The 23,520-nt window shown below is 67.1% G+C and carries 22 protein-coding genes; 4 read left to right on the forward strand and 18 right to left on the reverse strand.

Features of this window, described 5'->3' with window-relative positions:
- The first annotated feature begins 60 nt into the window (after window positions 1-60).
- Entirely contained in the window at window positions 61-792 is a 732-nt protein-coding gene (locus tag DM992_RS02120; RefSeq protein WP_111015489.1) for an OmpW family outer membrane protein, read from the forward strand.
- Between the two features lie 164 nt (window positions 793-956).
- On the opposite strand, the gene ugpQ is transcribed toward DM992_RS02120, so the two are convergent.
- The 12 genes from ugpQ to DM992_RS02180 all read right to left on the reverse strand — a co-directional run bounded on the left by ugpQ (window position 957) and on the right by DM992_RS02180 (window position 13,098).
- Complete coding sequence (gene ugpQ / locus DM992_RS02125; protein WP_111015490.1) at window positions 957-1,721, reverse strand: glycerophosphodiester phosphodiesterase; 765 nt, start codon at window positions 1,719-1,721, stop codon at window positions 957-959.
- 28 nt (window positions 1,722-1,749) lie between these two features.
- On the reverse strand, window positions 1,750-2,835 hold the full coding sequence (locus DM992_RS02130; protein ID WP_111015491.1) for a sn-glycerol-3-phosphate import ATP-binding protein UgpC: 1,086 nt from the start codon (window positions 2,833-2,835) through the stop codon (window positions 1,750-1,752).
- A gap of 32 nt (window positions 2,836-2,867) precedes the next feature.
- Window positions 2,868-3,713, reverse strand: a complete 846-nt coding sequence (gene ugpE / locus DM992_RS02135) for a sn-glycerol-3-phosphate ABC transporter permease UgpE (protein WP_111015492.1) — start codon at window positions 3,711-3,713, stop codon at window positions 2,868-2,870.
- Window positions 3,710-4,594 carry a sn-glycerol-3-phosphate ABC transporter permease UgpA gene (gene ugpA / locus DM992_RS02140; protein WP_111015493.1) on the reverse strand — a complete coding sequence of 295 codons (885 nt, stop codon included), beginning with the start codon at window positions 4,592-4,594 and terminating at the stop codon, window positions 3,710-3,712. The genes ugpE and ugpA overlap by 4 nt, the downstream gene beginning before the upstream one ends.
- 96 nt (window positions 4,595-4,690) lie before the next feature.
- Window positions 4,691-6,025: a sn-glycerol-3-phosphate ABC transporter substrate-binding protein UgpB gene (ugpB, locus tag DM992_RS02145; protein WP_111015494.1), complete on the reverse strand. Its 1,335-nt coding sequence runs from the start codon at window positions 6,023-6,025 to the stop codon at window positions 4,691-4,693.
- Window positions 6,026-6,115: 90 nt separating this feature from the next.
- Entirely contained in the window at window positions 6,116-7,300 is a 1,185-nt protein-coding gene (locus DM992_RS02150) for a deoxyguanosinetriphosphate triphosphohydrolase (protein ID WP_239511321.1), read from the reverse strand.
- A gap of 65 nt (window positions 7,301-7,365) precedes the next feature.
- Window positions 7,366-8,445, reverse strand: a complete 1,080-nt coding sequence (gene aroB / locus DM992_RS02155) for a 3-dehydroquinate synthase (protein ID WP_111015496.1) — start codon at window positions 8,443-8,445, stop codon at window positions 7,366-7,368.
- On the reverse strand, window positions 8,442-8,996 hold the full coding sequence (locus DM992_RS02160; RefSeq protein ID WP_111017771.1) for a shikimate kinase: 555 nt from the start codon (window positions 8,994-8,996) through the stop codon (window positions 8,442-8,444). Before DM992_RS02160 ends, aroB begins: the two co-directional genes overlap by 4 nt.
- Window positions 8,997-9,036: 40 nt before the next feature.
- A complete protein-coding gene (pilQ, locus tag DM992_RS02165; RefSeq protein ID WP_111015497.1) occupies window positions 9,037-10,671 on the reverse strand; it encodes a type IV pilus secretin PilQ in 1,635 nt (544 codons plus the stop codon).
- Window positions 10,668-11,534, reverse strand: coding sequence for a pilus assembly protein (locus tag DM992_RS02170; RefSeq protein WP_111015498.1), 867 nt, complete (start codon window positions 11,532-11,534; stop codon window positions 10,668-10,670). The genes pilQ and DM992_RS02170 overlap by 4 nt, the downstream gene beginning before the upstream one ends.
- On the reverse strand, window positions 11,531-12,175 hold the full coding sequence (locus DM992_RS02175; protein WP_111015499.1) for a fimbrial protein: 645 nt from the start codon (window positions 12,173-12,175) through the stop codon (window positions 11,531-11,533). The genes DM992_RS02170 and DM992_RS02175 overlap by 4 nt, the downstream gene beginning before the upstream one ends.
- Entirely contained in the window at window positions 12,175-13,098 is a 924-nt protein-coding gene (locus DM992_RS02180; protein WP_111015500.1) for a competence protein ComA, read from the reverse strand. Before DM992_RS02180 ends, DM992_RS02175 begins: the two co-directional genes overlap by 1 nt.
- A gap of 220 nt (window positions 13,099-13,318) precedes the next feature.
- Between DM992_RS02180 and DM992_RS02185 the strand changes: the two genes are divergently transcribed.
- Window positions 13,319-15,712, forward strand: a complete 2,394-nt coding sequence (locus DM992_RS02185; protein ID WP_162631572.1) for a penicillin-binding protein 1A — start codon at window positions 13,319-13,321, stop codon at window positions 15,710-15,712.
- Between the two features lie 81 nt (window positions 15,713-15,793).
- On the opposite strand, the gene cyaY is transcribed toward DM992_RS02185, so the two are convergent.
- Window positions 15,794-16,120: an iron donor protein CyaY gene (gene cyaY, locus DM992_RS02190; protein WP_047899594.1), complete on the reverse strand. Its 327-nt coding sequence runs from the start codon at window positions 16,118-16,120 to the stop codon at window positions 15,794-15,796.
- Window positions 16,121-16,156: 36 nt separating this feature from the next.
- Here cyaY and DM992_RS02195 point away from each other — a divergent pair, with 36 nt between their 5' ends.
- The gene (locus tag DM992_RS02195) at window positions 16,157-16,435 is read left to right on the forward strand and encodes a lipoprotein (protein ID WP_111015502.1); all 279 of its coding nucleotides are present in this window, start codon (window positions 16,157-16,159) and stop codon (window positions 16,433-16,435) included.
- Window positions 16,436-16,516: 81 nt separating this feature from the next.
- Here the strand turns inward: DM992_RS02195 and msrQ are convergent, their stop codons facing one another.
- From msrQ to DM992_RS02220, 5 genes are all read right to left on the reverse strand, one after another.
- On the reverse strand, window positions 16,517-17,203 hold the full coding sequence (gene msrQ, locus DM992_RS02200; protein ID WP_111015503.1) for a protein-methionine-sulfoxide reductase heme-binding subunit MsrQ: 687 nt from the start codon (window positions 17,201-17,203) through the stop codon (window positions 16,517-16,519).
- A gap of 20 nt (window positions 17,204-17,223) precedes the next feature.
- Window positions 17,224-18,219 carry a protein-methionine-sulfoxide reductase catalytic subunit MsrP gene (msrP, locus tag DM992_RS02205; protein ID WP_111015504.1) on the reverse strand — a complete coding sequence of 332 codons (996 nt, stop codon included), beginning with the start codon at window positions 18,217-18,219 and terminating at the stop codon, window positions 17,224-17,226.
- Between the two features lie 159 nt (window positions 18,220-18,378).
- The gene (gene ccsB / locus DM992_RS02210; RefSeq protein WP_111015505.1) at window positions 18,379-19,569 is read right to left on the reverse strand and encodes a c-type cytochrome biogenesis protein CcsB; all 1,191 of its coding nucleotides are present in this window, start codon (window positions 19,567-19,569) and stop codon (window positions 18,379-18,381) included.
- 4 nt (window positions 19,570-19,573) lie between these two features.
- A complete protein-coding gene (locus tag DM992_RS02215; RefSeq protein ID WP_111015506.1) occupies window positions 19,574-21,790 on the reverse strand; it encodes a cytochrome c biogenesis protein ResB in 2,217 nt (738 codons plus the stop codon).
- A gap of 122 nt (window positions 21,791-21,912) precedes the next feature.
- Window positions 21,913-22,566, reverse strand: coding sequence for a c-type cytochrome (locus tag DM992_RS02220; protein WP_072443826.1), 654 nt, complete (start codon window positions 22,564-22,566; stop codon window positions 21,913-21,915).
- A gap of 214 nt (window positions 22,567-22,780) precedes the next feature.
- Between DM992_RS02220 and yihA the strand changes: the two genes are divergently transcribed.
- A complete protein-coding gene (yihA, locus tag DM992_RS02225) occupies window positions 22,781-23,440 on the forward strand; it encodes a ribosome biogenesis GTP-binding protein YihA/YsxC (protein ID WP_034183610.1) in 660 nt (219 codons plus the stop codon).
- The last annotated feature ends 80 nt before the right edge of the window (window positions 23,441-23,520 follow it).

A 23,520-nucleotide genomic window follows, 5' to 3' on the forward strand; every position in this document is an offset into this window, starting at 1 on the left:
GCTTGTTTGGTTTTAAACGCAGTCGTCATAATGAGCACGCCTTTGATCGGAGGAGACACAATGAAACGAAAACTGGCCATCACGGGGGCCGCAGCGCTCGCATTCACGTTCGCGAGCGGTACGGCACTTGCACAATCCGCAGGTGATTTCTACGTCAGCACCGGCTGGCTCCACCTGTCGCCGCAGGACAGCAGCGACCCGCTGTTCGTGTACCGCGTTGGCGGCACGCCCATCAACCAATCGATTCCCAACACGGGTGCCGGCATCAACGACGCCGACACGCTTGGGCTCGCAACTGGCTACTTCGTCACCGACCACATCTCCACCGAGCTCGTTATGGGGATACCGCCGAAGTTCGACATTACCGGCAAGGGTCAGTTCGAAAAGTTCGGCGTACTCGGCCGTGCGTACCAGTGGAGCCCCGCCGTATTGCTTCGCTACCACTTCAACGACGCCAACGCGAAGTTCCGTCCGTATGTCGGCGTCGGCGCGACCTATGTCTGGTTCACCGGCGCAAAGATCACGAACGGCACGTTCGAGAACGGCGTGCTCGGCGGCCCGACCAGCGCAACGACCAGCAACCAGTGGGCGCCCGTCTTCAACGCCGGCTTCTCGTACAACTTCACGAAACACTGGTTCGCGGGCCTGTCGATCTCGTACATCCCGGTCAGCGTGACCGCGACCTTCACGACGGCCCGCCGGACGCCGGTCGGCACCCTGACCGAAACGTCGAAAGCGAAGATCTCGCTCAACCCGATCGTCACGTACCTGAACGTCGGCTACCGTTTCTAAGCGTAGTCGAATATTTGGGGAATGGTTAATCCTGCTGCAATTTGTAGCGGAATTTTCGTGACGTAACGTCTCCACGATGCAAGACGCCCCGGCGGTATTCCCGCCGGGGCGTCGTTTTTTTGTCTCAGGGTCTTCCCGCACCCACCGTCGTGCGGGACCGGCCGCTACGCGATGTCGTCCAGCGCATCGGGGGCGATCAGGTCGATCCGGTCCGTGCAGACTGCGTCGACACCCCAGCGCGCGAGTTCGCGCGCCCGTTCGAGGTCGTTCACCGTGTACACCAGAATGCGCAGCCCGGCCGCCTTGATCGCGCGCACGAGCGGTTCGTCGAGCCGTTTGTGGTCTGCATGCAACGATATGCAGCCGAGCGCGCCGACGACCTGCGCATGCCAGTCGTCCGGCACGGCCTCGTAGAGCATCCCGCGCGGCAGCGCCGGCACGGTCGCGCGCGCCTGCTGCAGCGCATCGAACGAGAACGACGACAGCAGCGGCGGGATCTCGGCATCGCGCCAGTACGCGGCCGCATCGGCCGCCACGCGCAGCCCCGTCTCGCGCTCGCGCCCCGGGCACGGCTTGATCTCGACATTCGCGGCCAGGCCGTGCGCGATACAGCGCGCCGCCGCCGCCTCGAGCGTCGGCATCCGCTCGCCCGCGAAGCGCGCGTCGAGCCATGCGCCCGCGTCGAGCGCGGCCAGCGCCGCATAACGCATGCCCGCCGCCGCCCCCCGGCCGTTCGAGGTCCGGTCGACCGTGTCGTCGTGCAGCAGGAACGTTACGTCGTCGGCCGACAGCTTCGCGTCGAACTCGACCATCCGGTGACCGCGTCGCGCACCCTCGTCGAGCGCGGCGAGCGTGTTCTCCGGCGCGAGCGTGCCGCCGCCGCGATGGGCGACGACGCGCGGATAAGGCCAGTCGGTACGGGAAGTCATCGTCGGCCTCTCGGCAAATGCAGCAGGTTCAGCCGGCACGCTTGCCGGTTTCGGGATCGAAGAAATGCAGCCGGTGCGCGGGCAGCGCGGCCGCCAGCGCCGTGCCGCGCGCCGGACGGTCCGCGTGCGGCAGGCGCACCGCGACGTCGTGATTGCCCCAGCGGCCATGCGCGAGATTGTCCGCGCCGAGCAGCTCGCACGAGTCGACGGGCAGCGTCGCCTGCGCGACGCCCGGCTGCGGCGTCATGTGTTCGGGGCGCACGCCGAGCACCCAGTCGCGCCCGGTGGCGATCTCCGAGCCGATACCGGGCGCGCCTGCGACCGGCAGCGCGGGGCCGCCGCCCGCGACCGTGAAGGTCGCGCCGTCGTCCGACAGCCGTCCGTGCAGCAGGTTCATCGCGGGCGAGCCGATGAAGCCCGCGACGAACACCGTCGCCGGCTTCTCGTACACATCGACCGGTGCACCGATCTGCTCCGCGTAGCCGCGATTCATCACGATCACACGCTGCGCGAGCGTCATCGCCTCGATCTGATCGTGCGTCACGTAGACGCTCGTCGTCGCGAGCCGCGCATGCAGCCGCTGGATCTCGAGCCGCATCTGCACGCGCAGCTTCGCGTCGAGATTCGACAACGGTTCGTCGAACAGGAACACCGACGGCTCGCGCACGATCGCGCGCCCCATCGCGACGCGCTGCCGCTGGCCGCCCGACAGCTCGCGCGGCCGCCGCGCGAGCAGCGGCTCGAGCTCGAGGATCTTCGCGGCCGCGGCCACCCGCGAGTCGATCGCCGCGCGCTCGATTCCGCGAATCTTCAGCCCGTAGCCCATGTTCTGCGCGACCGTCATGTGCGGGTACAGCGCATAGTTCTGGAACACCATCGCGATATCGCGATCCTTCGGTTCCAGCGCGTTGACGACGCGCTCGCCGATCGCGATCTCGCCGTCCGTCACGCTCTCGAGCCCCGCGATCATCCGCAGCAACGTCGATTTGCCGCAGCCCGACGGGCCGACCAGCACGATGAATTCGCCGTCGGCGATCTCGACGTCGATGCCATGCAGCACGTGCTGCTTGCCGTCGTAGGATTTCCTGACGCCCTTCAAGCTCAGCGCAGCCATACTTGGTCTTTCTCCCGGTTGCCGTCCGTCACTTATTTCTCGGAATCGACGAGGCCGCGCACGAACCAGCGCTGCATCGCCAGCACGACGACGAGCGGCGGAATCATCGCCATCAGCGTCGCCGCCATCACGTACTGCCATTCGGTCGCGGCGTCGCCGCTCGCGATCATCGTCTTGATGCCCACCACCGCCGTCGACAGCGACGCTTCCGTCGTGATCAGGATCGGCCACAGATACTGGTTCCAGCCGTAGATGAACGTGATCACGAACAGCGCCGCGATGCTCGTCTTCGACAGCGGCAGCACGACGTCCCAGAAGAAGCGCAGCGCGCCCGCGCCGTCGATGCGCGCGGCGTCCATCAGCTCGTCGGGCAGCGTCATGAAGAACTGACGGAACAGGAACGTCGCGGTCGCCGACGCGATCAGCGGCAGCGTGAGCCCCGCGTAGGTGTTCGTCAGGTGCAGCGTCGACACGACCTGCACGGTCGGGAAGATCCGCACCTCCACCGGCAGCATCAGCGTGACGAAGATCAGCCAGAACGCCGTGTTGCGGAACGGGAAGCGGAAATAGACGATCGCGTACGCGGACAGGATCGACATCGCGATCTTGCCGACCGCGATGCCGAGCGCCATCGCGAAGCTGTTCACGAGCAGGCGGCCGAACGGCGCCGTCGTGCCGCCGCTGCCGTGCCCCCAGATGTATGCGATGTTCTCGAACAGGTGTGTGCTCGGCACGAGCGACAGCGGCACCGTGAACACTTCCTGCGCGTTCATCGTCGCCGCGCAGAACGCGACGTAGACGGGGAACACGATCAGCACGACGCCCGCGACCAGCACCGCGTGGCAGAACAGGTCGAAGCCCTTGCGATTTTCGATCATGCGTATTGCACCCTGCGTTCGACGAAGCGGAACTGGATCACCGTGAGCCCGACGACGATGATCATCAGCACGACCGACTGTGCGCCCGAGCTGCCGATGTCGAGACCCTGGAAGCCCTCCGCGAAGATCTTGTAGATCAGCGTCTTCGTGCTCTGCGCCGGGCCGCCGCCGGTGGCCGCGTCGATCACCGGGAAGGTGTCGAAGAACGCGTAGACGAGGTTCACGACCAGCAGGAAGAAACTCGTCGGCGACAGCAGCGGCAGCACGATGTTGAAGAAGCGCCGCACCGGCCCCGCACCGTCGATCGCCGCCGCCTCGATCAGCGAGCGCGGGATCGCCTGCAGGCCCGCGTAGAAGAACAGGAAGTTGTAGCTCACCTGTTTCCACACCGACGCGAGCACGACGAGAAACATCGCCTGCCCGCCGTTCAGCGCGTGGTTCCACACGATGCCGTCCTTCGCGAGCGCATAGGTGATCAGGCCGATGCTCGGGTTGAACAGGAACGCCCACAGCACGGCCGCGATCGTCGGTGCGACCGCGTACGGCCAGATCAGCAGCGTGCGGTACACGCGCGCGCCGCGGATCACGCGGTCGGCGCACGCGGCGAGCAGCAGCGACACGACGAGCCCGCTCACCGTGACGAGCGAGCTGAACACGAGCGTCGTGCGAAACGAATCCAGATACAGCGGATCGGCAAACAGGTGCGTGAAGTTCGCAAAGCCGACGAATTCGCTCGACGTGCCGAACGCGTCCTGCATCTGCGTCGACTGCCACAGCGCGACGCCGGCCGGCCACAGGAAGAACACGGCGGTGATCGCGAGCTGCGGCGCGATCAGCAGGTACGGCACCAGGCTCGTACCGAAGCGGGAACGGGATTGCATCGCGGATATCCGGTCAGGCGAAACGGAAAGGAAACCGCGCCGCCGGACCGCACGCACGCATGCGCGGCGCGGCCGGCGGCACGAAGCGATGCGTGCTCAGCCGCCCGACTTCTCGAAGCGGCGCAGCAGTTCGTCGCCGCGCGAGGCCGCCGAATCGAGCGCGTCCTTCGGCGACTTCTTCTGCGCCCAGACCTGCTCGAACTCCTCGTCGACGATCGTGCGGATCTGCGGCATGTTGCCCAGACGCAGCCCCTTCGTGTACGGCAGCGGCGGCTTGTTCAGCATCTGCTTGATCGCTGTTTCGGCGCTCGGGTTCTTCGCGTAGAAGCCCTGCTGGCGCGTGAGGTCGTACGCGGCGGTCGTGACCGGCAGGTAGCCCGTGTCCTGGTGCCACTTCGCGGCGACGGCCGGCGATGCCAGGTACGCGAGGAATTTCGCGACGCCCTTGTAGGTCGCCGGATCCTTGCCGGCCAGCACCCACAGGCTCGCGCCGCCGATGATCGCGTTCTGCGGCGCACCCTTCACGTTCGCGTCGTACGGCATCATCCCCGTGCCGTAGCTGAACTTCGCGAATTTCTGCACGTTCGCGAGCGCGCCCGACGACGTCGTCATGATCCCGCAGTCGCCGCTGTAGAACTTCGCCGACGCTTCATCCTTGCGGCCCGCGTACGTGAACGTGCCGTCCTTCGCCATCTGCTGCAGGAACGCGATGTGCGCGATCTGCTGCGGCTTGTTGAATTCGAGCGCGGCGTCGGTGCCGTCGAAACCGTTGTTGCGGCTCGCGAACGGCAACCCGTGCCATGCGCTGTAGTTCTCGAGCTGGATCCAGCCCTGCCAGCCGGTCGTGAAGCCGCACGTCATCCCCGACTTGCGCAGCTTCTCGGCATCGGCCTGCACGTCGGCCCACGTCTTCGGCGGCTGGTTCGGGTCGAGCCCGGCCTTCTTGAACGCATCCTTGTTGTAGTACAGCACCGGCGTCGAGCTGTTGAACGGCATCGACACGAGATGGCCCGTCTTCGCGTCGCTGTAATAGCTCGAGATGGTCGGCACGAACGCCTTTTCGTCGAGCGGCACGCCGGCCTGCTTGAACACGTCGTAGACGGGCACGACGGCCTTCTTCGCCTGCATCATCGTGGCCGTGCCGACTTCATAGACCTGGAGAATCGCCGGCGCGTTGCCGCTGCGATAGGCGGCGATGCCGGCAGCAAGCGCCTGGTCGTAGGTGCCCTTGAAGACCGGCACGATCTTGTAGTCGCTTTGCGACGCGTTGAACTGCTCGGCAATCGCGTTGACCCGCTCGCCGAGCGCGGCCTCCATCGCATGCCAGAACTGGATCTCCGTCGCGGCGAGCGCCACGTGCTGCACACCGAACATCAGCGCGCCGCCGAGCGCGATCGAACGAACCATGGTCCCCGCAGGCTTCTTCTTCATCGACCTCTCTCCTATGAAAACGTTACCAACAGCGTGTGCAACATTCCCATCGCCATTGAACCGGCGAAGTCTAGTGATCGTTTGTGACAGTCAGTTGTCGTTGATGACGAACAGGCGCTGATACTCCTTCAGCGCGAAGCGGTCGGTCATTCCGGCGATGTAGTGCGCGACGAGACGCGGCTGCCGTGCTGCGTCGTCCGACTGGTACGGCGGCGGCAGCAGGCGCGGATCGTCGATGAACGCGTCGAACAGCCCCGTGACGACGCGCTGCGCCTTGCTCGCCATGCGCATCACCTTGTAGTGGCGATACAGGTTCTTGAAGAGGAAACGCTTGAGCGCGGCGGCCTGCGCGGCGACCGCCGCGCTGTGCGACACGAGCGGCGGCGCGGCGCGCACGTCGTCGAGCGACGCGGGCGCGACGCGCGCGAGATTGCGCGTCGTCTCGTCAATCAGGTCGACGATCAGCGTGTTGATGATGCGGCGTACCGTCTCGTGCACGAGACGGCGGCCCTCGAGGTGCGGGAATTCGGCGAGCGCCGCTTCGTAGTGGCGCTGCCACAGCTCGACTTCCGCGAGCTGCTCGATCGCGATCAGGCCGGAACGCAGGCCGTCGTCGACGTCGTGGTTGTTGTAGGCGATTTCGTCCGCGATGTTTGCGAGCTGCGCTTCGAGCGACGGCTGGCGGCCCTGCAGGAAGCGCTCGCCGAGCGCGCCGAGCTTGCGCGCGTTCTCGCGCGAGCAGTGCTTCAGAATGCCCTCGCGCGTCTCGAAGCACAGGTTCAGCCCGTTGAACGCGCCGTAGTGTTCCTCGAGCTCGTCGACGACGGCAAGGCTCTGCAGGTTGTGCTCGAAGCCGCCGTGGTCACGCATGCACGCATTCAGCGCGTCCTGGCCGGCATGGCCGAACGGCGTATGGCCGAGATCGTGCGCGAGCGAGATCGCCTCGACGAGATCCTCGTTCAGGCGCAGGTTGCGCGCGACCGAGCGGGCGATCTGCGCGACTTCGAGGCTGTGCGTGAGGCGCGTGCGGAACAGGTCGCCTTCGTGATTGACGAAGACCTGCGTCTTGTATTCGAGCCGGCGAAACGCGGTCGAATGGACGATGCGGTCGCGGTCGCGCTGGAATTCGGTGCGCGCCGCCGGCGGCGTTTCCGGATGGCGGCGGCCGCGCGACTGCGACGCGTGTGCGGCATACGGAGCGAGATGGGCTTCCAGCGCCGCCAGCGTCGGCGGCTCGGCCACCGGCGCAGCGGATGCGCGGCCGGCTTCGGGCAGTGTGCTGCTGGATGTCTCGCTCACGTCTCCTCCATGTCAGGGGCGCCGGGGCATCCGGGCCGCCGTTACCGGGTTGTCTGCGCCAGTGTAGCGAATACGGCTTCGTCCGGCGCCTGCGTGATCAGCGTATCGCCGAATCGCTTCAGCAGGATGAATTTTATCGCGCCGGCTTCAGCCTTCTTGTCGACGCGCATCAAGTCCATATAGCGCGCGTCGCCGAGCGCGGGCCCGCGGGTCGGCAGATGGGCGGCCGCGATCACCGCGTCGAGCCGCTGCCGCGACGCTTCGTCGAGCAGGCCGAGCCGTACCGACAGGTCGCCCGCCATCACCATCCCGCAGCCGACCGCCTCGCCGTGCAGCCACTCGCCGTAGCCAAGGCCGGCCTCGATTGCATGGCCGAACGTGTGGCCGAAGTTCAGGATCGCACGCAGGCCGCCTTCGCGCTCGTCGGCCGAGACCACGCTCGCCTTGATCTCGCACGAGCGCTTCACGGCGTGTGCGAGCGCTGCCGGCTCGCGACGGTTCAGCACGTCGACGTTCGCCTCGATCCAGTCGAAGAATTCCGCATCGGCGATCGCGCCGGTCTTGATGATCTCGGCGACGCCGGCCGCCAGTTCGCGGTCGGGCAGCGTCGCCAGCGCGCCGATGTCCGCGATCACGGCCTGCGGCTGGTAGAACGCGCCGATCATGTTCTTGCCGAGCGGGTGGTTGATGCCCGTCTTGCCGCCGACCGACGAATCGACCTGCGACAGCAGCGTCGTCGGCACCTGGATGAACGGCACGCCGCGCATGTAGCACGCGGCGGCAAAGCCCGTCATGTCGCCGACCACGCCGCCGCCGAGCGCGACGAGCGTCGTCTTGCGGTCCGCGCGCTCGGTCAGCAGGCCGTCGAAGATCAGGTTCAGCGTTTCCCAGTTCTTGTACGCCTCGCCGTCCGGCAGCACGACCGTCGACACATGCTTGCCGAGCGGCGCGAGCGCCGCGCGCAGCGTGTCGCCGTAAAGCGGATCGACCGTCGTGTTCGTGACGATCGTGACGGAAGAACCCTTGATGTGAGGCGCGAACAGCTCCGCGCGGCCGATCAGGCCGGCGCCAATGTGAATCGGATAGGCGCGGTCGCCCAGATCGACGTTGACAGTAATCATGCTTGTAGCGGCTTGGCGATGACGCCCGCCAGTTCGAGTTGCATCAGCACCATGTTGACGAGACCGTTGACCGACGGACGGCCGGTCTCGATGACGAAATCCGCGCATTCGCGGTACAGCGGGTCGCGCACTTCGTAGAGCGCTTCGAGGCGCCCCTTCGGATCTTCGGTCTGCAGCAGCGGACGGTTCTTGTCCTTACGCGTGCGCAGCCACAGATCGTGCGGATTGGCACGCAGATAGACGACGATGCCATGTTTTTTCAGGCAGTCGCGATTTTCCGGGCGCAGCACCGCACCGCCGCCCGTCGCGAGCACGATGTTCTCGCGCTGCGTGAGCTCGGCGATCACCTGCGTTTCGCGATCGCGAAACCCGGCCTCGCCCTCCAGCTCGAAGATCACCGGAATGCGCGCGCCCGTACGGGCCTCGATTTCGTGGTCGGAGTCGAAGAACGTCCTGTCGAGACGACGCGCGACCGCACGGCCCACGGTGGTCTTACCCGCTCCCATAAGGCCGACGAAAAATACGTTTGCATGTGGGTCCCGCGCTTGCAACGGCTTCCTCTGCTTCAATCTTGCTGGTGTGTGGCGCAGCTTACTGGCAAAGCGGCTGCCTTGTCGAGCCTGCACCGGCGGCTTCCGGCCCCGTTTTATCGGGATCCGCGCCAGCCGCGCCGCGTGCATCGCAGCGCGCGTCGACGACGGTCGGCGTGATGAAGACGACCAATTCGCTGCGCTGGTCGCGCTGCGCGCGGTGCCGGAAAAGCGCGCCCAGAAACGGTATTTTGCCCAAGAGCGGCACGCGCGTCACATCGTTCCGGCGCAGTTGCTCGTAGATCCCGCCGATCGCGACCGTCCCGCCGTCCTCGACCTCGACGCGCGTCTGCACGTGCTTCGTATGGATAGCCGGGCCGGCCGCCGTCGGCTCGCCGACACTGTCCTTCGTCACGTCCAGGTCGAGCACCACGCGCCCGTCGGGCGTGATCTGCGGCTCGACCTCGAGCTTGAGCGTCGCGCGGCGGAACTGTACGCCGCTCATGCCGTTGCCGACCTTCGCCTGGTACGGCAGCTCCGAACCCTGCTCGACGATGGCCTTGACGCGATCGGCGGTCACCACGCGTGGACTCGAAACGATCTGTCCCCGCCCCTGCGCTTCGAGTGCGCTCAGTTCGATGTCGAGTACGCGGCTGAGCGGCGCGGCGAACAGCGTGAAGCCGGCGGTTGCCGCCTCGAAGCCGCCGAGCGGCCGCGCAGCAAGGTCGAGCGCGTTGCGCGCGTCCGTCGTGAATGTGGCGCCGTCGCCCGACGACTGGCGCCCCTGCGCACGCAGCGCGACGCGTGCGCCGAGGTTGCGCGAGAAGCCCTGTTCGCCCTCGACGATGCGCGCCTCGATCCGGACCTGCCGCGACGGCCGGTCGATCGCGTCTATCAGGCCCGCGATCTGCGCGATACGCGGTTCGAGATCGGTGACGAACAGCAGGTTCGTGCGCGGATCGGCCGCCGCGGCGCCGCGCTTCGACAGCAGGCGCTGGCCGGTCGCGCCGGTCAGTAGTCGCTGCACGTCCTGCGCGCGCGGGTAGTGCAGCGCGAACGTACGGCTCGCGAGCGGCTCCAGATCGGCGGCCCGCGCGTGCATCTCGAAGCGCTCGCGTTCGCGCGCGGCCAGTTCGGCAGCCGGCGTGACCCATATCACGTTGCCGCGCCGCGACATCGCGAGCCCGTGCGTGTCGAGCAGCGTATCGAATGCATCGCGCCAGCGAACATTGTTCAGACGTAACGTGACGGTGCCGCGCACCTGCTCGCCGACGACGATATTGAGCCCCGTGAACCGGGCGAACGCGTCGAATGCAGCTGCGAGACCGACGCCTTGCAGATTCAGCGAGATTCGCCGGACGTCGTTCGTATCGCCCGGTTGCCGTGCCGCGTCGTCGCTCATCCGGACCGGCGGCGCCAACGGGATCGGCGGCCCCTCCAGCCGGGGAGCCGGAGCGGCGGTTTCTGCCTGACGCGCCGCGTGAGCCGCCTGATCGAACCGTTGCGGGCCGACCTCCGCCGACACGGCATCATCCACGCCATCGACCAAACCTCCGGGCGGCGGCAGGCCCGGCACCTGCGCATCGATCGCCGCTGCTGGCCAGACGGCCGGCAGCGGTGGCAATGACGCGCTTGCTCCGGCCGCCGTCAATCCGGCCCAGACGACGGCGAGTGCCCGACATCCGTACTTCATCATGGCCGGCCTCCGTCATCGAGGACGAGCCGGTGCGCCCCGTCCGCCGTCGCGAGCGTCACGGCCGCGGGCTCGACACGCACCACGCGCGCAGCCCCGAGCGCTTCGCCGGCCGCCACGGCGGTGAACGAGCCGTCGCCGCCGTCGAACAGCGCGAGACCGGCGCGCGCGTCGCGAATCGTGCCGGCCAGGCGGGCCGCCTGACCATCCGCTGCGGACAAGCCAGCCGTGTCGAACGGGTCGTCGTCGAGCGCCGCTGCCGGAACCGCCACCGTGCCGCCAGCGCCCGTTGCAGCCGGCAGCGCCGGAAAAACGTCGACGGACATTTCCACGCGTGCAGCTTGCAATCCTCGCTCGACACGCAGCGCCGACGGTACCGCCAGCACCGGAAAGCCCGCCAGCCCGCCGACCATGTGCAACAACGCACGAAAACCGCCATCCGCGACGATACGCACCGTGCGCCGGCCGTCCGGCGCCGCGCCGCCGGCTTGCTGCGGTTCGATCGATACGCGACGCAGCCCGCTCGACGCTGCGAGATCGGCCAGTTCGAGCATCAGCGCGCCCCATTCCGGCGCAGGCGACACGCGGTCATCGCGCGTTGGTGCCGGACCTGCGTCGCGCCGCTGCCCGGCGCCGGCAAGCACGTGCTGTGCATCGGCCTCACGCACCTGCGCCGCTGCCAGCAACGAGCGACTGTGCGCGAGCCCGCTCCAGTCGGCGGCATTCGCCAGATGAATGCCGCCCGCCAGCACGGCTGCGAATGCCAGCGCACAGCCGGCCGCATGGGCAGCCTCGGGCGACACGCGCCGCATGCCGCGCAGCCATGCTTCACCGCGCGGCGCAGGCCGATGCATGATCGCCGTCATGCGCCACCTCCCGATGTGTTCCGCGACGGCATCGCATCGCGCCAGCGCAGTTGGACCGAGAACCGGAACGACATCCCCGTCGACGCGACCGGTGCATCCGAAGCAGGCTTCAACGCGTCGATATCGATCCGCCAGTCCCGCTGCTCGCGCGCCATCCCGGCGAGCCATCGTTCGGCCGCCCGGTAACTCGTGGCGCGCGCATCGAGCTCGGCACCCGTCGGTGTCATGCGCAGCGTGTCGAGCCGAACCGCGTCGTCTCGCACCTGCGCCAGCGTCGCCAGCAGCGCTGCGACGCGCCGGTAAGGCGCGGCGAGCTCGGCTGCCCGCGCGCCGCGCCGGGCGGCGGCTGCTGCTGCACTGGCGGCGCGCGTCGCAACTTCCACCCGCGGCTGCAACTGCCGCAGCCGCGTCTCCACGCTTACGCGCTCGGCGTCCGCGCGCCACCGCAGCCATGCGGCAGCGCCCGTCCACAGACCGGCGCCGAGCACGCCGAGCAGGATTGCCGTTCCGCACTGCGCGGCCCGGCGACGTCGCAACGCCTGCGCCAGCCGCTCACGGTACGGCAGCAGGTTGAAACCGCCGAGCCCCGCACGATCGAACCCGGCCGGCCCGGACGCGCGTGCCGGCATGCGACCGGCCATCATTCCCACACCCCGCGCAACGCCAGCCCGAACGCGACGGCAAACGCCGGGCCGCCCGGCATGCCGGCGGGCGGGCACGGCTGCCCATCCCAGCCCGTGCAGTCGAACGGCACCGCAACCGCGCCGAGCACGTCGCCGATATCGGCGACGGACGTCCCGAAGCGGGCGATGCACCGCTCGTCCCCAGCCACGACTACGCAACGCACTGCCCCGAGCACGCGCTGGCGCAATGCGTCGGAGAACGCCTCCGGCACCCCGCCCGACAGCTCGAGCACCTGCGCGGCCAGCGCACCGTCGACCCGCCACGCCCGCACGCCCGAGTCGCTGAACCAGAGCGCGGCATAGGGACCGTGCGCGTCAAGCTCGAACTGCGCCGCATAACGCAACGCGCGCAGCGCAGCCGCCGACTCACCGTCGACGGCCGTCAGGTCGACACCGGCCTGGGCGGCCACGTCGATCCGCCGTTCGAGCAGCGCCAGCGGGGTCACCGCGACCTCGATCTCGCCAGACTGCGCGCTGCCATCCTGCCGCCAGTCGAACGCGAGGCTGTCCGGCGCGAGCCCCGAAATGCGCTCGGCCGCCTGCCGCGCGGCATCCTCGACGTCGTCGCGCCCGGCCAGGTCGAGCGTCGCGGTGCGGATCTCGTCATCGCACAGCGCCATCACGCCGCACGCCTCGCACCGCACACCCGCCGCCGACAGCCGCGACACGGCCGCCGCCAGCGAGCGCGCAACCGCCGCCCAGCGCGCGTCTTCCGGCCCGCCCGCCAACCCGACCGGCTCCCGCTCGAGCCCCTCGACACGCACATCGGCAGCGCGGCCGCGCCGGCTCAGCGCGACCACCCTCACCTCGTCCGCCCCGACGTCGATTCCCGTCGCCCCGTGCCTACCCTGCGCGAACCGCGCCATCCATCGTCCCGCCATCCCGGCCTCCCGCGATCGTCGCGGCCCACGCCGCGTTTCCGAGACCTGATTCTGCAAAGCGATGCGTTCGGCCGACAGTCGGCCGAACGGCCAGCATCGGCTCGGAACGGCCGCGCGCGGGCTATGCTGAAGACACGGCAACCCGCTGCTTTCCGGCGGGCAGCCCCCGCGTCAGGACCGGTCTTACCGGGCAGCTATAATCGCGGGACTGTTTTCCGGTATGCCTATGCAATCCACGACTCCTACGTCCCCGCCTCCCGCCCCGGAGCCGAAGAAGCGGCCCTGGTGGCAAAAAGTCCTGCTCGGCTTCGCCGCGATGTGCGTGGCCCTCGTCGTGGCCGGCGGCCTCGTGCTCGGCTATGCGCTCGTCGTCGCGTGGCCGAACATGCCGTCGCTCGACGCGCTGACCGACTATCGCCCGAAGGTGCCGCTGCGCATCTATACCTCCGATCACGTGCTGATCGGCGAATTCGGCGAAGAGCGCCGCGACGTCGTCCATTTCAAGGACGTGCCCGACTCGCTGAAGAAGGCGATCCTCGCGATCGAGGACGCACGCTTCTACGATCACGGCGGCGTCGACCTCACCGGCATCATCCGCGCCGGCTTCGTCGCGCTGACGAACGGCCATGCATCGCAGGGCGCGAGCACGATCACGATGCAGGTCGCGCGCAACTTCTTCCTGTCGAGCGAGAAGACCTACACGCGCAAGATCTACGAGATGCTGCTCGCGTACCGGATCGAGCGCGCGCTGACGAAGGATCAGATTCTCGAGGTCTACATGAATCAGATCTATCTCGGCCAGCGCGCGTACGGCTTCGCGAGCGCCGCGCGGGTTTATTTCGGCAAGGACCTGAAGGACATCACGCTCGCGGAGGCCGCGATGCTCGCGGGGTTGCCGAAGGCGCCGTCCGCGTATAACCCGGTCGTGAATCCGAAGCGCGCGAAGGTGCGCCAGGAATACATCCTGCAGCGGATGCTCGAGCTGAACTTCATCACGCGCGAACAGTACGACGAGGCCGTCGCGCAGCCGCTCGTCGTCAAGGGCCCGGGCCGCGATTTCAGCGTGCACGCCGAGTACGTCGCGGAAATGGTCAGACAGATGATGTACGCGCAGTACCGCGAGGAAACCTACACGCGCGGCTTCAACGTCGTGACGACGATCGATTCCGCAGACCAGCAGGTCGCGTACACCGCGCTGCGCAAGGGCATCATGGATTACGAACGCCGGCACGGCTATCGCGGGCCGGAAGGCTTCATCGAGCTGCCGGCCGGTGCGGACGACCGCGAACAGGCAATCGACGACGCGCTGCTCGAGCACCCCGACAACGGCGAACTGATTGCGGCGGTCGTCACGGCCGCGAGCCCGCGCCAGATCACGGTCGCGTTCATCGACGGCAGCACGGCGACGATTGAAGGCGACAACCTGCGCTTCGCGTCGGGCGCGCTGTCGACCAACGCGCAGCCGAACCGCCGCATCCGCCCGGGTGCGATCGTCCGCGTCGTGAAGAGCGACACCGGCAAGTGGTCGATCACGCAGTTGCCGCAGGTCGAAGGCGCGTTCCTGTCGATCATCCCGCAGGACGGCGCGATCCGCTCGCTCGTCGGCGGCTTCGACTACAACAAGAACAAGTTCAACCACGTCACGCAGGCATGGCGGCAGCCGGGTTCGTCGTTCAAGCCGTTCATCTATTCGGCGTCACTCGACAAGGGCCTCGGGCCGGCAACCGTGATCAACGACGGCCCGCTGTATTTCAGCGCCGCCGAAACGGGCGGCCAGCCGTGGGAGCCGAAGAACTACGGCGGCGGCTTCGAAGGCCCGATGTCGATGCGCACCGCGCTGCAGCGCTCGCGCAACCTCGTGTCGATCCGGATCCTGAACCACATCGGCACGAAGTACGCGCAGCAGTACATCACGCGCTTCGGCTTCGACGCCGAGCGCCATCCGGCCTACCTGCCGATGGCGCTCGGCGCGGGCCAGGTCACGCCGCTGCAGATGGCCGGCGCGTACTCGGTCTTCGCGAACGGCGGCTACCGCGTCAATCCGTACCTGATCGCCGAAGTCACCGATCCGAACGGCGCGATCGTCGCGCGCGCGCAGCCGCTCGTCGCCGAGCAGAACGCGCCGCGCGCGATCGACGCGCGCAACGCATACGTGATGAACAGCCTGCTGCAGAGCGTCGCGCAGCGCGGCACGGGCGCGCGGACCAACATCCTGAAGCGCACCGACCTCGCGGGCAAGACCGGCACGACGAACGATTCGCACGACGCGTGGTTCGCCGGCTACCAGCACTCGCTCGCCGCGATCGCGTGGATCGGCTACGACAACCCGCGCAGCCTCGGCGATCGCGAAACCGGCGGCGGCCTGTCGCTGCCCGTCTGGATCGACTACATGGGCGCGGCACTGAAGGGGGTGCCGGAGTTCAAGCCGACGGTGCCGGACGGCGTCGAGTCGCTCGGCAGCGAGCTGTACTTCACCGACTTCACGCCGGGGCACGGTTTCGTGTCGACGGTCGGGGTGCCGCAGGCGCCGGCCGCGCAGAACGTCGACGAAGCGGTGCCGCACGTCGACGAGCAGGAAAAACAGGACATCATGAACCTGTTCCGCGGCCACTGACCCGCGGCCCCGGACATGAAAAAAGCGCCCCGCGGGGCGCTTTTCTTTTGGTTCGACGTTCGGGGCCCGGCGCCCCGGCCGTCACGCGCTGAACGTGATCGGCAGGCCGGCCTGCTGCGTCGCGTATTCGGTGAGCGCCGCGTAGAACTCGGTGCCCGTGCGCGTATCGCGCCATTCGCCGTCCACGAAACGGTAGTGGAATCCGCCCGCCTTCGCGGCGATCCACACTTCCTTCATCGGCGGCTGCAGGTTGACGATGATCTTCGAGCCGTTCTCGAACGTCAGCGTCAGGACGCTGCCGTTGCGCTCCAGATCGATGTCGTGGTCGCCGTCGTTCGCGGTGTCGACGGTACGCTCGACGGCCGTCAGCACGGCCTCGGCACGGGTCAGGTATTCGGTATCGGACATGCTAAACTCTATCGGTTCAATTGTTCAGGGACGATCATGCGAGTCGTTTTCCGGATGAGCGCGATTGTAGCGGCTTTGGCGATTCTTGCCGGCTGCGGTCAAAGCGGCCCGCTCTATCTGCCTACCGTGCCTCCGCTGCCCAAGCCGATCCAGCAGCAGGACACGCCGCCGTCGGACGTGAAGCCGACCGATGAAAACGCGTCATCCGACAGTGTGCCCGATTCGTCCGGCACGCCGCTCACGCTGGCGCCCGAACTGTCGAGCGACGCATCGAAAATGCCCGCACCGGCGTCGGGCTCGGCCGTCGCGCAGTAACGACGCGACGGCGCCCGCGCAGCTCGCGAAACAAGGCGACGACTTCCCGGTCATCGCCTTTTGTTTTTGCAGGCCGTGCCGTCACGCGCACACGCGCCGCCATCCCCATGCGGCCAGCCGCCAGCCGAGCAGCGCGGCGACGATCGCCGCGTAAAGCTTCGGCTGCGCGAGATCGTGCTTGCCGGCCCTCATCCACCAGAAGTGCAGCACGCCGAACAGCGCGATCGCGTAGACCGCACAGTGCAGCGTCGCCCAGTGACGGCCGAGCCGGCGCACCATCGCACGCGGCGACGTCGCGGCGAGCGGGATCAGCAGCACGAACGCGGCAAAGCCGACCGTAATGAACGGGCGCTTGCCGACGTCCTTCAGGATCGCGACGACATCGAACCACTTGTCGAACCACAGGTAGGTCGTAAAGTGCAGCGTCGCGTAAAAGAACGCGAACAGCCCGATCATCCGGCGAAAGCGCAGCAGCGTCGCGAAGCCCGTCATGCGCCGGAGCGGCGTGACGGCCAGCGTGATGCACAGCATCACGAGCGTCCACAGGCCAGTCGAACGCGTGATGAATTCGATCGGGTTCGCACCGAGCCGGTCGGTCAGTCCGAACAGCACGAGACGCGCAAGCGGATAGAGGCCGGCCGCGAAAACCAGCACCTTGGCCGGCACGAGCCAGCGCGGCGCGCCGGTACGGATCGCACCGGCCCGGGCCGCGCGTGCGGTCGATCCGGTGCCGGCTGCGCGCGCGGGTGTCAGTGTCGAAGGAGGCATGTCGTTTCTCACTGTCGCGCTCAGAAGTTCTTCTTCAGGTCCATGCCCTGATACATCGACGCGACCAGATCGCCGTAGCCGTTGAACATCAGCGTCTTGCGCTTCGGCGTGAAGAAGCCGTCCTCGCCGATGCGCCGCTCGGTCGCCTGACTCCAGCGCGGATGATCGACGTTCGGGTTCACGTTCGAATAAAAGCCGTACTCGTTCGCTGCGTACGTGTTCCAGCTCGTCTTCGGCTGCTTGTCGACGAAGCGGATCTTCACGAGCGACTTCGCGCTCTTGAAGCCATACTTCCACGGCACGACGATTCGCACCGGCGCACCGTTCTGGTTCGGCAGCACCTGCCCGTAGACGCCCATCGTCAGCAGCGTCAGCGGATTCATCGCCTCGTCCATCCGCAGCCCTTCCGAATACGGCCAGTCGAGCACGGGTGTCGAGAGGCCCGGCATCTGCGACGGATCGGCCAGCGTGATGAACTGCACGTATTTCGCGTTGCCGGTCGGCTGCACGCGCTTGATCAGCTCGGACAGCGGCACGCCGATCCACGGAATCACCATCGACCAGCCTTCGACGCAGCGCAGCCGGTACACGCGCTCCTCGAGCGGTGCGAGCTTCAGCAGTTCGTCGAGATCGAACACCTTCGGGTGCAGCACCTCGCCCTCGACGCTCACGCGCCACGGGCGCGGCCGCAGCGTGCCGGCGTTCTGCGCCGGGTCGCTCTTGTCGGTGCCGAATTCGTAGAAGTTGTTGTAGGACGTGATGTCCTTGAACGGCGTCACCTTGTCGGCCGCGACGAACTTCGGGTTCGTTTTCGCCGCGAGCTTCGCCGCCCGCGCGTCGGGCGACGCATACGCGGCAATTGCCGCGCCGCTGCCGCCGAGCAGCCCGCCCGCCGCCGCGAGGCCGGCCGCCTGCAGGACGCGCCGCCGGTTCTCGAACACCGCGCGCGGCGTGATCTCGCTGTGCGCGATATCGGCGCCGGTCAGTACGTTCCGCAAAGGGCGTTTGATCCACATCGTGCTGCTCCTTCTGCATGCGCCGCGCACACGCTTCATGAGCGTTCGACCCGGCCCGTCATGCGCCGTTCGACGCCCGGATCGCCCGCCCGTTACAAAAGAAAACCGCCGGGCACGCAGTGCACCGGCGGTCTTATAGTCGGACGAGCGGCCGAAATCTTACAGCTTGCCGTAGCTGTGCAGCCCGGACAGGAACATGTTGACGCCGAGGAACGCGAACGTCGTCACGAGCAGGCCCGTGAGTGCCCACCAGGCGGCAACCGCGCCGCGCAGGCCCTTCATCAGCCGCATGTGCAGCCACGCCGCGTAGTTGAGCCACACGATCAGCGCCCAGGTTTCCTTCGGGTCCCAGCTCCAGTAGCCGCCCCATGCCTCGGCCGCCCACAGCGCGCCGAGGATCGTCGCGATCGTGAAGAACGCGAAACCGACCGCGATCGACTTGTACATCACGTCGTCGAGCACCTCGAGCGTCGGCAGGCGATCGGCGAGCACACCGCGCTCCTTCATCAGGTACGCGACCGACACCATCGCCGACAGCGCGAAGCTGCCGTAGCCGATGAAGTTCGCCGGCACGTGGATCTTCATCCACCAGCTCTGCAGCGCCGGCACGAGCGGCTGGATCTGCTGCGCATCGCGCGCGACCGAGTACCACATCAGGAAGCCGACCGCCGCGCTGATGACCAGCAGCACGAACGCGCCGAGCGAACGCGTGCCGTAATGGCCTTCGTAATACAGATAGAGCAGCGCGGTGATCAGGCTGAACAGGACGAACACCTCGTACAGGTTCGATACGGGGATATGCCCGACGTCGGCGCCGATCAGGTAGGACTCGTACCAGCGCACCATCAGCCCCGTGAAGCCCATCAGCACGGCGACCCACGTGAGCTTCTGGCCGATCGCGGCGCCCGTTTCCGAGCGCGCGAGCAAGCCGATCCAGTAGAAGATCGTCGCGAGCACGAACAACGCGCTCATCCACAGGATCGCCGACTGGCTCGACAGGAAGTACTTGAGGAAGAACGCCGTATCGGCGCGCGCGAGATCGCCCTGGTAGATCTGGATCGACAACAGCGACAGCACGGCGATCGACGCCATCATCAGCCGCGCGGGCTTCCAGCGCCAGCCGAGCGCGACGAGCGCCGGCACGGTGCCGATCATCACCGCCTTGTCGTAGTAATCCATGTGCGCGTTGTAGTGCACGAGCGCATAACCCGCGCCCGCCACGAGCGCCAGTGCGAACAGCCAGTCGATCAGCGACAGGCGCGCGAGAAACGGACGGTCGTCGAACAGCGGCGCCGAAACCGGGGCCTGGGCCGACGCCCGACGGGAGGAGGAGACTTGCGTGAGATCCATGATGTTACCGGGTGGAATTCTCGGAATCGGAACCGCCGCCGGCAGGCGGGCGGGCCGTCGATGCCGTGCCGACGGGCGCGGCGTCGCGAGGTGCGGCGCGCAAGGCGACGCCGGCCGCGTCGCGCGTCTGCACGAATTCTTTCTCGAAATCGAAGGTCTTGCGGGCCGTGGACATCGCCATCACCACCTCGACGCCCGGGCCGGCATCCTTGAGCCAGAACCAGAGGCGCCGTTCGCGCACGTAGAACATCGAGAAGATGCCGGCGACCAGCAGCAGGCTGCCAAGATACACCAGATTCTTGCCGGGTGCGCGCGTCAGCTGAAATACCGAAGCCTGCACCTGCTTGAATGAGTCTAGCTGCAGATAGACGGGCGATCCATACAGAAAGCTGTCGGATAGCGCATTGATCGCGTTCTGCACGAATCGAATCGTGTCGGTGCCCTGCTGGGCGGCCGGCTCGCCGGCCCGCTCGCGCGCGATCTGCCACACCTCCCACATCGAGCCCTCGAGCATCCGCAGCAGCAGGCTCGCGGCCTTCTCCTGCTCGGCCTTCGGCACCGAGCGGTCGATGAACGTCGCCACGGCCTGGAAGCCGCCGATCGGCTGGCCGTCGGCACTGCGGCCGACGCTGTCGTCGCTGGCGGCAAACAGGGTCAGCACCTTCGATGCGCTGTCCTGCAGGCGGCCGCGCAGCGATGCGTCGGTGCCCGGCAGCGAACGCTGCGCGAAGCGCGCGGCGGCTTCGGCGCGCACGGCCGGATCCTCGAGCGCGGCGCGCAGGTGCATCCATTCGCCGATCGAATCCTGGCTGTCGGCCGGAATCCGCATGTAGCGGAACGGATCGTTCGGGCTCGCGCGCACGCCGGCGAGAAACACGCGCACGCCGTTCATGTCGACGGGCAGCATGTAGTTGTTGAATTCGCGCGCCTGGCCGTCCTTGCCGCGGATCTTGTACTGCACGGACGGGCCGATGTTGTGGAGCTGCACCGGCTTCGACGTCTTCGCGCCGGAGCCGAGCCGTTCGTCGAACGCCTCCTTCAGCGACGCGGTCTTCGCGACGCCGCGCACATCCGGCTTGCCGTTCGCGTCGATCATGTTCTCGACGTTGATCGCGCGGAAATCGGAGAACTCGATCGTATCGCCGTCGGCGCCCGGCATCTGCAGCGGCGCCGAACTGCCGATCGTGCCCTGCACGGGGAAGGTCTTCGCGTTGCCGCCCGTCATCGGATAGGCCGTCATCTGCATCTGCGAGCCGCCGTCCTGGAAGCTCGACTGGTAGATCGACACACCCTTGTACGTGAACGGCTTGTTGACCTCGACGCGCGCCGGGATCTTCCGGCCGGTCTCGCGATCGATCACGACGATGTCGCTCGCGAACAGCTTCGGCATGCCCGTCGTGTAGTAGTCGACGATGAACTTGTTGAGCTGGATCGAGAACGGCAGGTCCTGGATCAGCGAGCCGCTCGGCTGATTCAGGATCGCGGTCGACACGAACTGGCCCTCGGGCACCCACGCATAACCGCGGAACGTCGGGTTCGACGCGGACAGGCGGTGGTCGGGCGAGATCTCGCTGATCGTCGCGCTCGTGTTGACCGGGCTCTTGCCGAACATCCACATCTGGAATTTGATCGGCAGGTTGCTGTCGAGCAGGCCGCCGATACAGATCACGACGATCGCGACGTGCGCGGAGATATAGCCCCACTTGGTCATCGCACCGCGCTTCGCGGAGATCAGCGTCGCGCCGTCGGTTTCACGCACGACGTGCTTGTAGCCGGCCTTGGTGACGAACGTGGCGAGCGTCGCCGCAACGGCCGCGCGCGTGCCGGAAGCCGTGTACTCGGCCTTGTGGTGGAACGCGCGCAGGCTGCCTTCGCGGACCTTGTCCTTCCAGCTCTTCGCATCGGCAAGCATCTTCGGCGCGTTGCGGATCACGCACAGCGAGATCGACACGACGAGGAAGATCAGGATCAGCATGAACCACCACGCGCTGTACACGTTGTACAGGCCGAGCGAGCGGAAGATGTCCGCCCAGAACGGCCCGAACTGGTTCACGTAGTTCGGATACGGATCGTCCTGGGTCAGGACCGTGCCGACGATACTCGCGATCGACAGCACCACCAGCAGCGCGATCGCGAAACGCATCGAGCTCAGCAGCTCGACCACGCGCTTCGACGCACCCTGACCCGACTTCGACTGCAACCCCGACGTGGTAACGCTCATTCAAACTCCGACTGACAACAAAAAAGGGCAAGGCGACCGCAACGGTGCGGCGCCCCACCCTTTTCTTGTTCTGACTCCGGACGCCCTTCGGGCGCCCGGTCATTCCATTCGCGACCGACCGCTCAACGCAGGCCCGCGATGTAATCCGCGACGGCCTTGATCTCGTTGTCCGACAGGCGCGTCGCGATCTGATGCATCGCGTCGTTGTTGTTGCGCGCGCCAACTCCCTGCTGGAACGCGGTCAACTGCGCGACCGTGTAATCGGCCCACTGCCCCGACAGACGCGGGTACTGGACCGGAAGCCCCTGCCCGGTCGGCCCGTGGCAGCTCGCGCAGGCGGGCACGCCCTTCTCCGCAATGCCGCCGCGATAGATCTTCTGGCCGATCGGCACGGTCGCCGCATCGCGTGCGGTACCGAGCTTCGTCGTCTGCGACCCGTAGTACGCGGCGACGTTGCGCATGTCGTCCGCGCTCAACGCGCTCGCGAATCCGACCATCACCGCGTTGGTACGCACCGGCCCCTTCGCGCCCGGCTGCGTCTTGAAGTCGTTCAACTGCTTGACCAGATACTCGGGATGCTGGCCGGCAAGCTTCGGGAAACTGCCCGACGCGCTATTGCCGTCGGCGCCGTGACACGACGCGCAGACCTGCCCGGCAATCGCCTTGCCGCGATCGAGATCCGGCTTTGCCGCATCCGCCGCGTTTGCCTCCGCTACGAAACCTACGAACCCTGCTGCAACCTGAAGCACCATCAGAGACTTGCACAGTCGATTCATTCGCACACCCTGTTTCGTCTTGTGGGAATTTGAGGTTCTGCAAAAAACGACGGCGACCAGTCTACCGCAGAAGCCACATAAAAGCGCGAGGCAGGCGCCCGGTGGCCTTCGGCAAAACCGCCGTATTGTACAATATCGTGTTGAAAGCTCCCGCGCCTATCGGGGCTACCCCGCCTCCACCAAGCGGCTCGCGCCGCCCGTCCTTCCGGTTCCCATGGCCTTTCTGCTCCATCAAGCCCGCTTCTACACGACCGTCAACCATCTGCGCGACCTGCCGCCGACGGTACAGCCGGAAATCGCGTTCGCGGGCCGCTCGAACGCCGGCAAGTCGACGGCGATCAACGTGCTGTGCAACCAGAAGCGGCTGGCCTTCGCATCGAAGACGCCCGGCCGCACGCAGCATATCAACTACTTCTCCGTCGGCCCGGCCGCCGAGCCCGTCGCGAACCTCGTCGACCTGCCCGGCTACGGCTACGCGGAAGTGCCGGGCGCCGCGAAGGCGCACTGGGAAATGCTGCTGTCGTCCTACCTCGCGACCCGCTCGCAGCTCTGCGGCCTGATCCTGATGATGGATTCGCGCCGTCCGCTGACCGACCTCGATCGCCGCATGATCGAGTGGTTCACGCCGACCGGCAAGCCGATCCATACACTGCTGACGAAGTGCGACAAATTGACGCGGCAGGAAAGCATCAACGCGCTGCGGACCACGCAAAAGGGGCTGGATGCGTATCGCGACCAGGGCGTCCAGGGCAAGCTGACAGTCCAGCTGTTCTCCGCGCTGAAACGCACGGGGCTCGACGAGGCGCATGAGCTGATCGAGAGCTGGGTGCGGCCGTCCGTCGCCGACGAAAAAAGCGAGCCTGTAGCACAATGATCGGGCAACGCGCGGCCGGGATCGGCGGCGCGCACCTGACGGCGCCTGCGGATTCGGCCGGCTCATAAAAAAACCCGCCG

It is taken from the genome of Burkholderia sp. JP2-270, from assembly GCF_003233675.1.
GTDB lineage: Bacteria > Pseudomonadota > Gammaproteobacteria > Burkholderiales > Burkholderiaceae > Burkholderia > Burkholderia pyrrocinia_C.

Excerpts from the sequence above, each read along its gene's own strand:
- DM992_RS02120 (WP_111015489.1), top strand. The coding sequence starts at position 61 with ATGAAACGAAAACTGGCCATCACGGGGGCCGCAGCGCTCGCATTCACG.
- ugpQ (WP_111015490.1), bottom strand. The coding sequence starts at position 1,721 with ATGACTTCCCGTACCGACTGGCCTTATCCGCGCGTCGTCGCCCATCGC.
- DM992_RS02130 (WP_111015491.1), bottom strand. The coding sequence starts at position 2,835 with ATGGCTGCGCTGAGCTTGAAGGGCGTCAGGAAATCCTACGACGGCAAG.
- ugpE (WP_111015492.1), bottom strand. The coding sequence starts at position 3,713 with ATGATCGAAAATCGCAAGGGCTTCGACCTGTTCTGCCACGCGGTGCTG.
- ugpA (WP_111015493.1), bottom strand. The coding sequence starts at position 4,594 with ATGCAATCCCGTTCCCGCTTCGGTACGAGCCTGGTGCCGTACCTGCTG.
- ugpB (WP_111015494.1), bottom strand. The coding sequence starts at position 6,025 with ATGAAGAAGAAGCCTGCGGGGACCATGGTTCGTTCGATCGCGCTCGGC.
- aroB (WP_111015496.1), bottom strand. The coding sequence starts at position 8,445 with ATGATTACTGTCAACGTCGATCTGGGCGACCGCGCCTATCCGATTCAC.
- pilQ (WP_111015497.1), bottom strand. The coding sequence starts at position 10,671 with ATGATGAAGTACGGATGTCGGGCACTCGCCGTCGTCTGGGCCGGATTG.
- DM992_RS02170 (WP_111015498.1), bottom strand. The coding sequence starts at position 11,534 with ATGACGGCGATCATGCATCGGCCTGCGCCGCGCGGTGAAGCATGGCTG.
- DM992_RS02175 (WP_111015499.1), bottom strand. The coding sequence starts at position 12,175 with ATGGCCGGTCGCATGCCGGCACGCGCGTCCGGGCCGGCCGGGTTCGAT.
- DM992_RS02180 (WP_111015500.1), bottom strand. The coding sequence starts at position 13,098 with ATGGCGGGACGATGGATGGCGCGGTTCGCGCAGGGTAGGCACGGGGCG.
- DM992_RS02185 (WP_162631572.1), top strand. The coding sequence starts at position 13,319 with ATGCCTATGCAATCCACGACTCCTACGTCCCCGCCTCCCGCCCCGGAG.
- cyaY (WP_047899594.1), bottom strand. The coding sequence starts at position 16,120 with ATGTCCGATACCGAATACCTGACCCGTGCCGAGGCCGTGCTGACGGCC.
- DM992_RS02195 (WP_111015502.1), top strand. The coding sequence starts at position 16,157 with ATGCGAGTCGTTTTCCGGATGAGCGCGATTGTAGCGGCTTTGGCGATT.
- msrQ (WP_111015503.1), bottom strand. The coding sequence starts at position 17,203 with ATGCCTCCTTCGACACTGACACCCGCGCGCGCAGCCGGCACCGGATCG.
- msrP (WP_111015504.1), bottom strand. The coding sequence starts at position 18,219 with ATGTGGATCAAACGCCCTTTGCGGAACGTACTGACCGGCGCCGATATC.
- ccsB (WP_111015505.1), bottom strand. The coding sequence starts at position 19,569 with ATGGATCTCACGCAAGTCTCCTCCTCCCGTCGGGCGTCGGCCCAGGCC.
- DM992_RS02215 (WP_111015506.1), bottom strand. The coding sequence starts at position 21,790 with ATGAGCGTTACCACGTCGGGGTTGCAGTCGAAGTCGGGTCAGGGTGCG.
- DM992_RS02220 (WP_072443826.1), bottom strand. The coding sequence starts at position 22,566 with ATGAATCGACTGTGCAAGTCTCTGATGGTGCTTCAGGTTGCAGCAGGG.
- yihA (WP_034183610.1), top strand. The coding sequence starts at position 22,781 with ATGGCCTTTCTGCTCCATCAAGCCCGCTTCTACACGACCGTCAACCAT.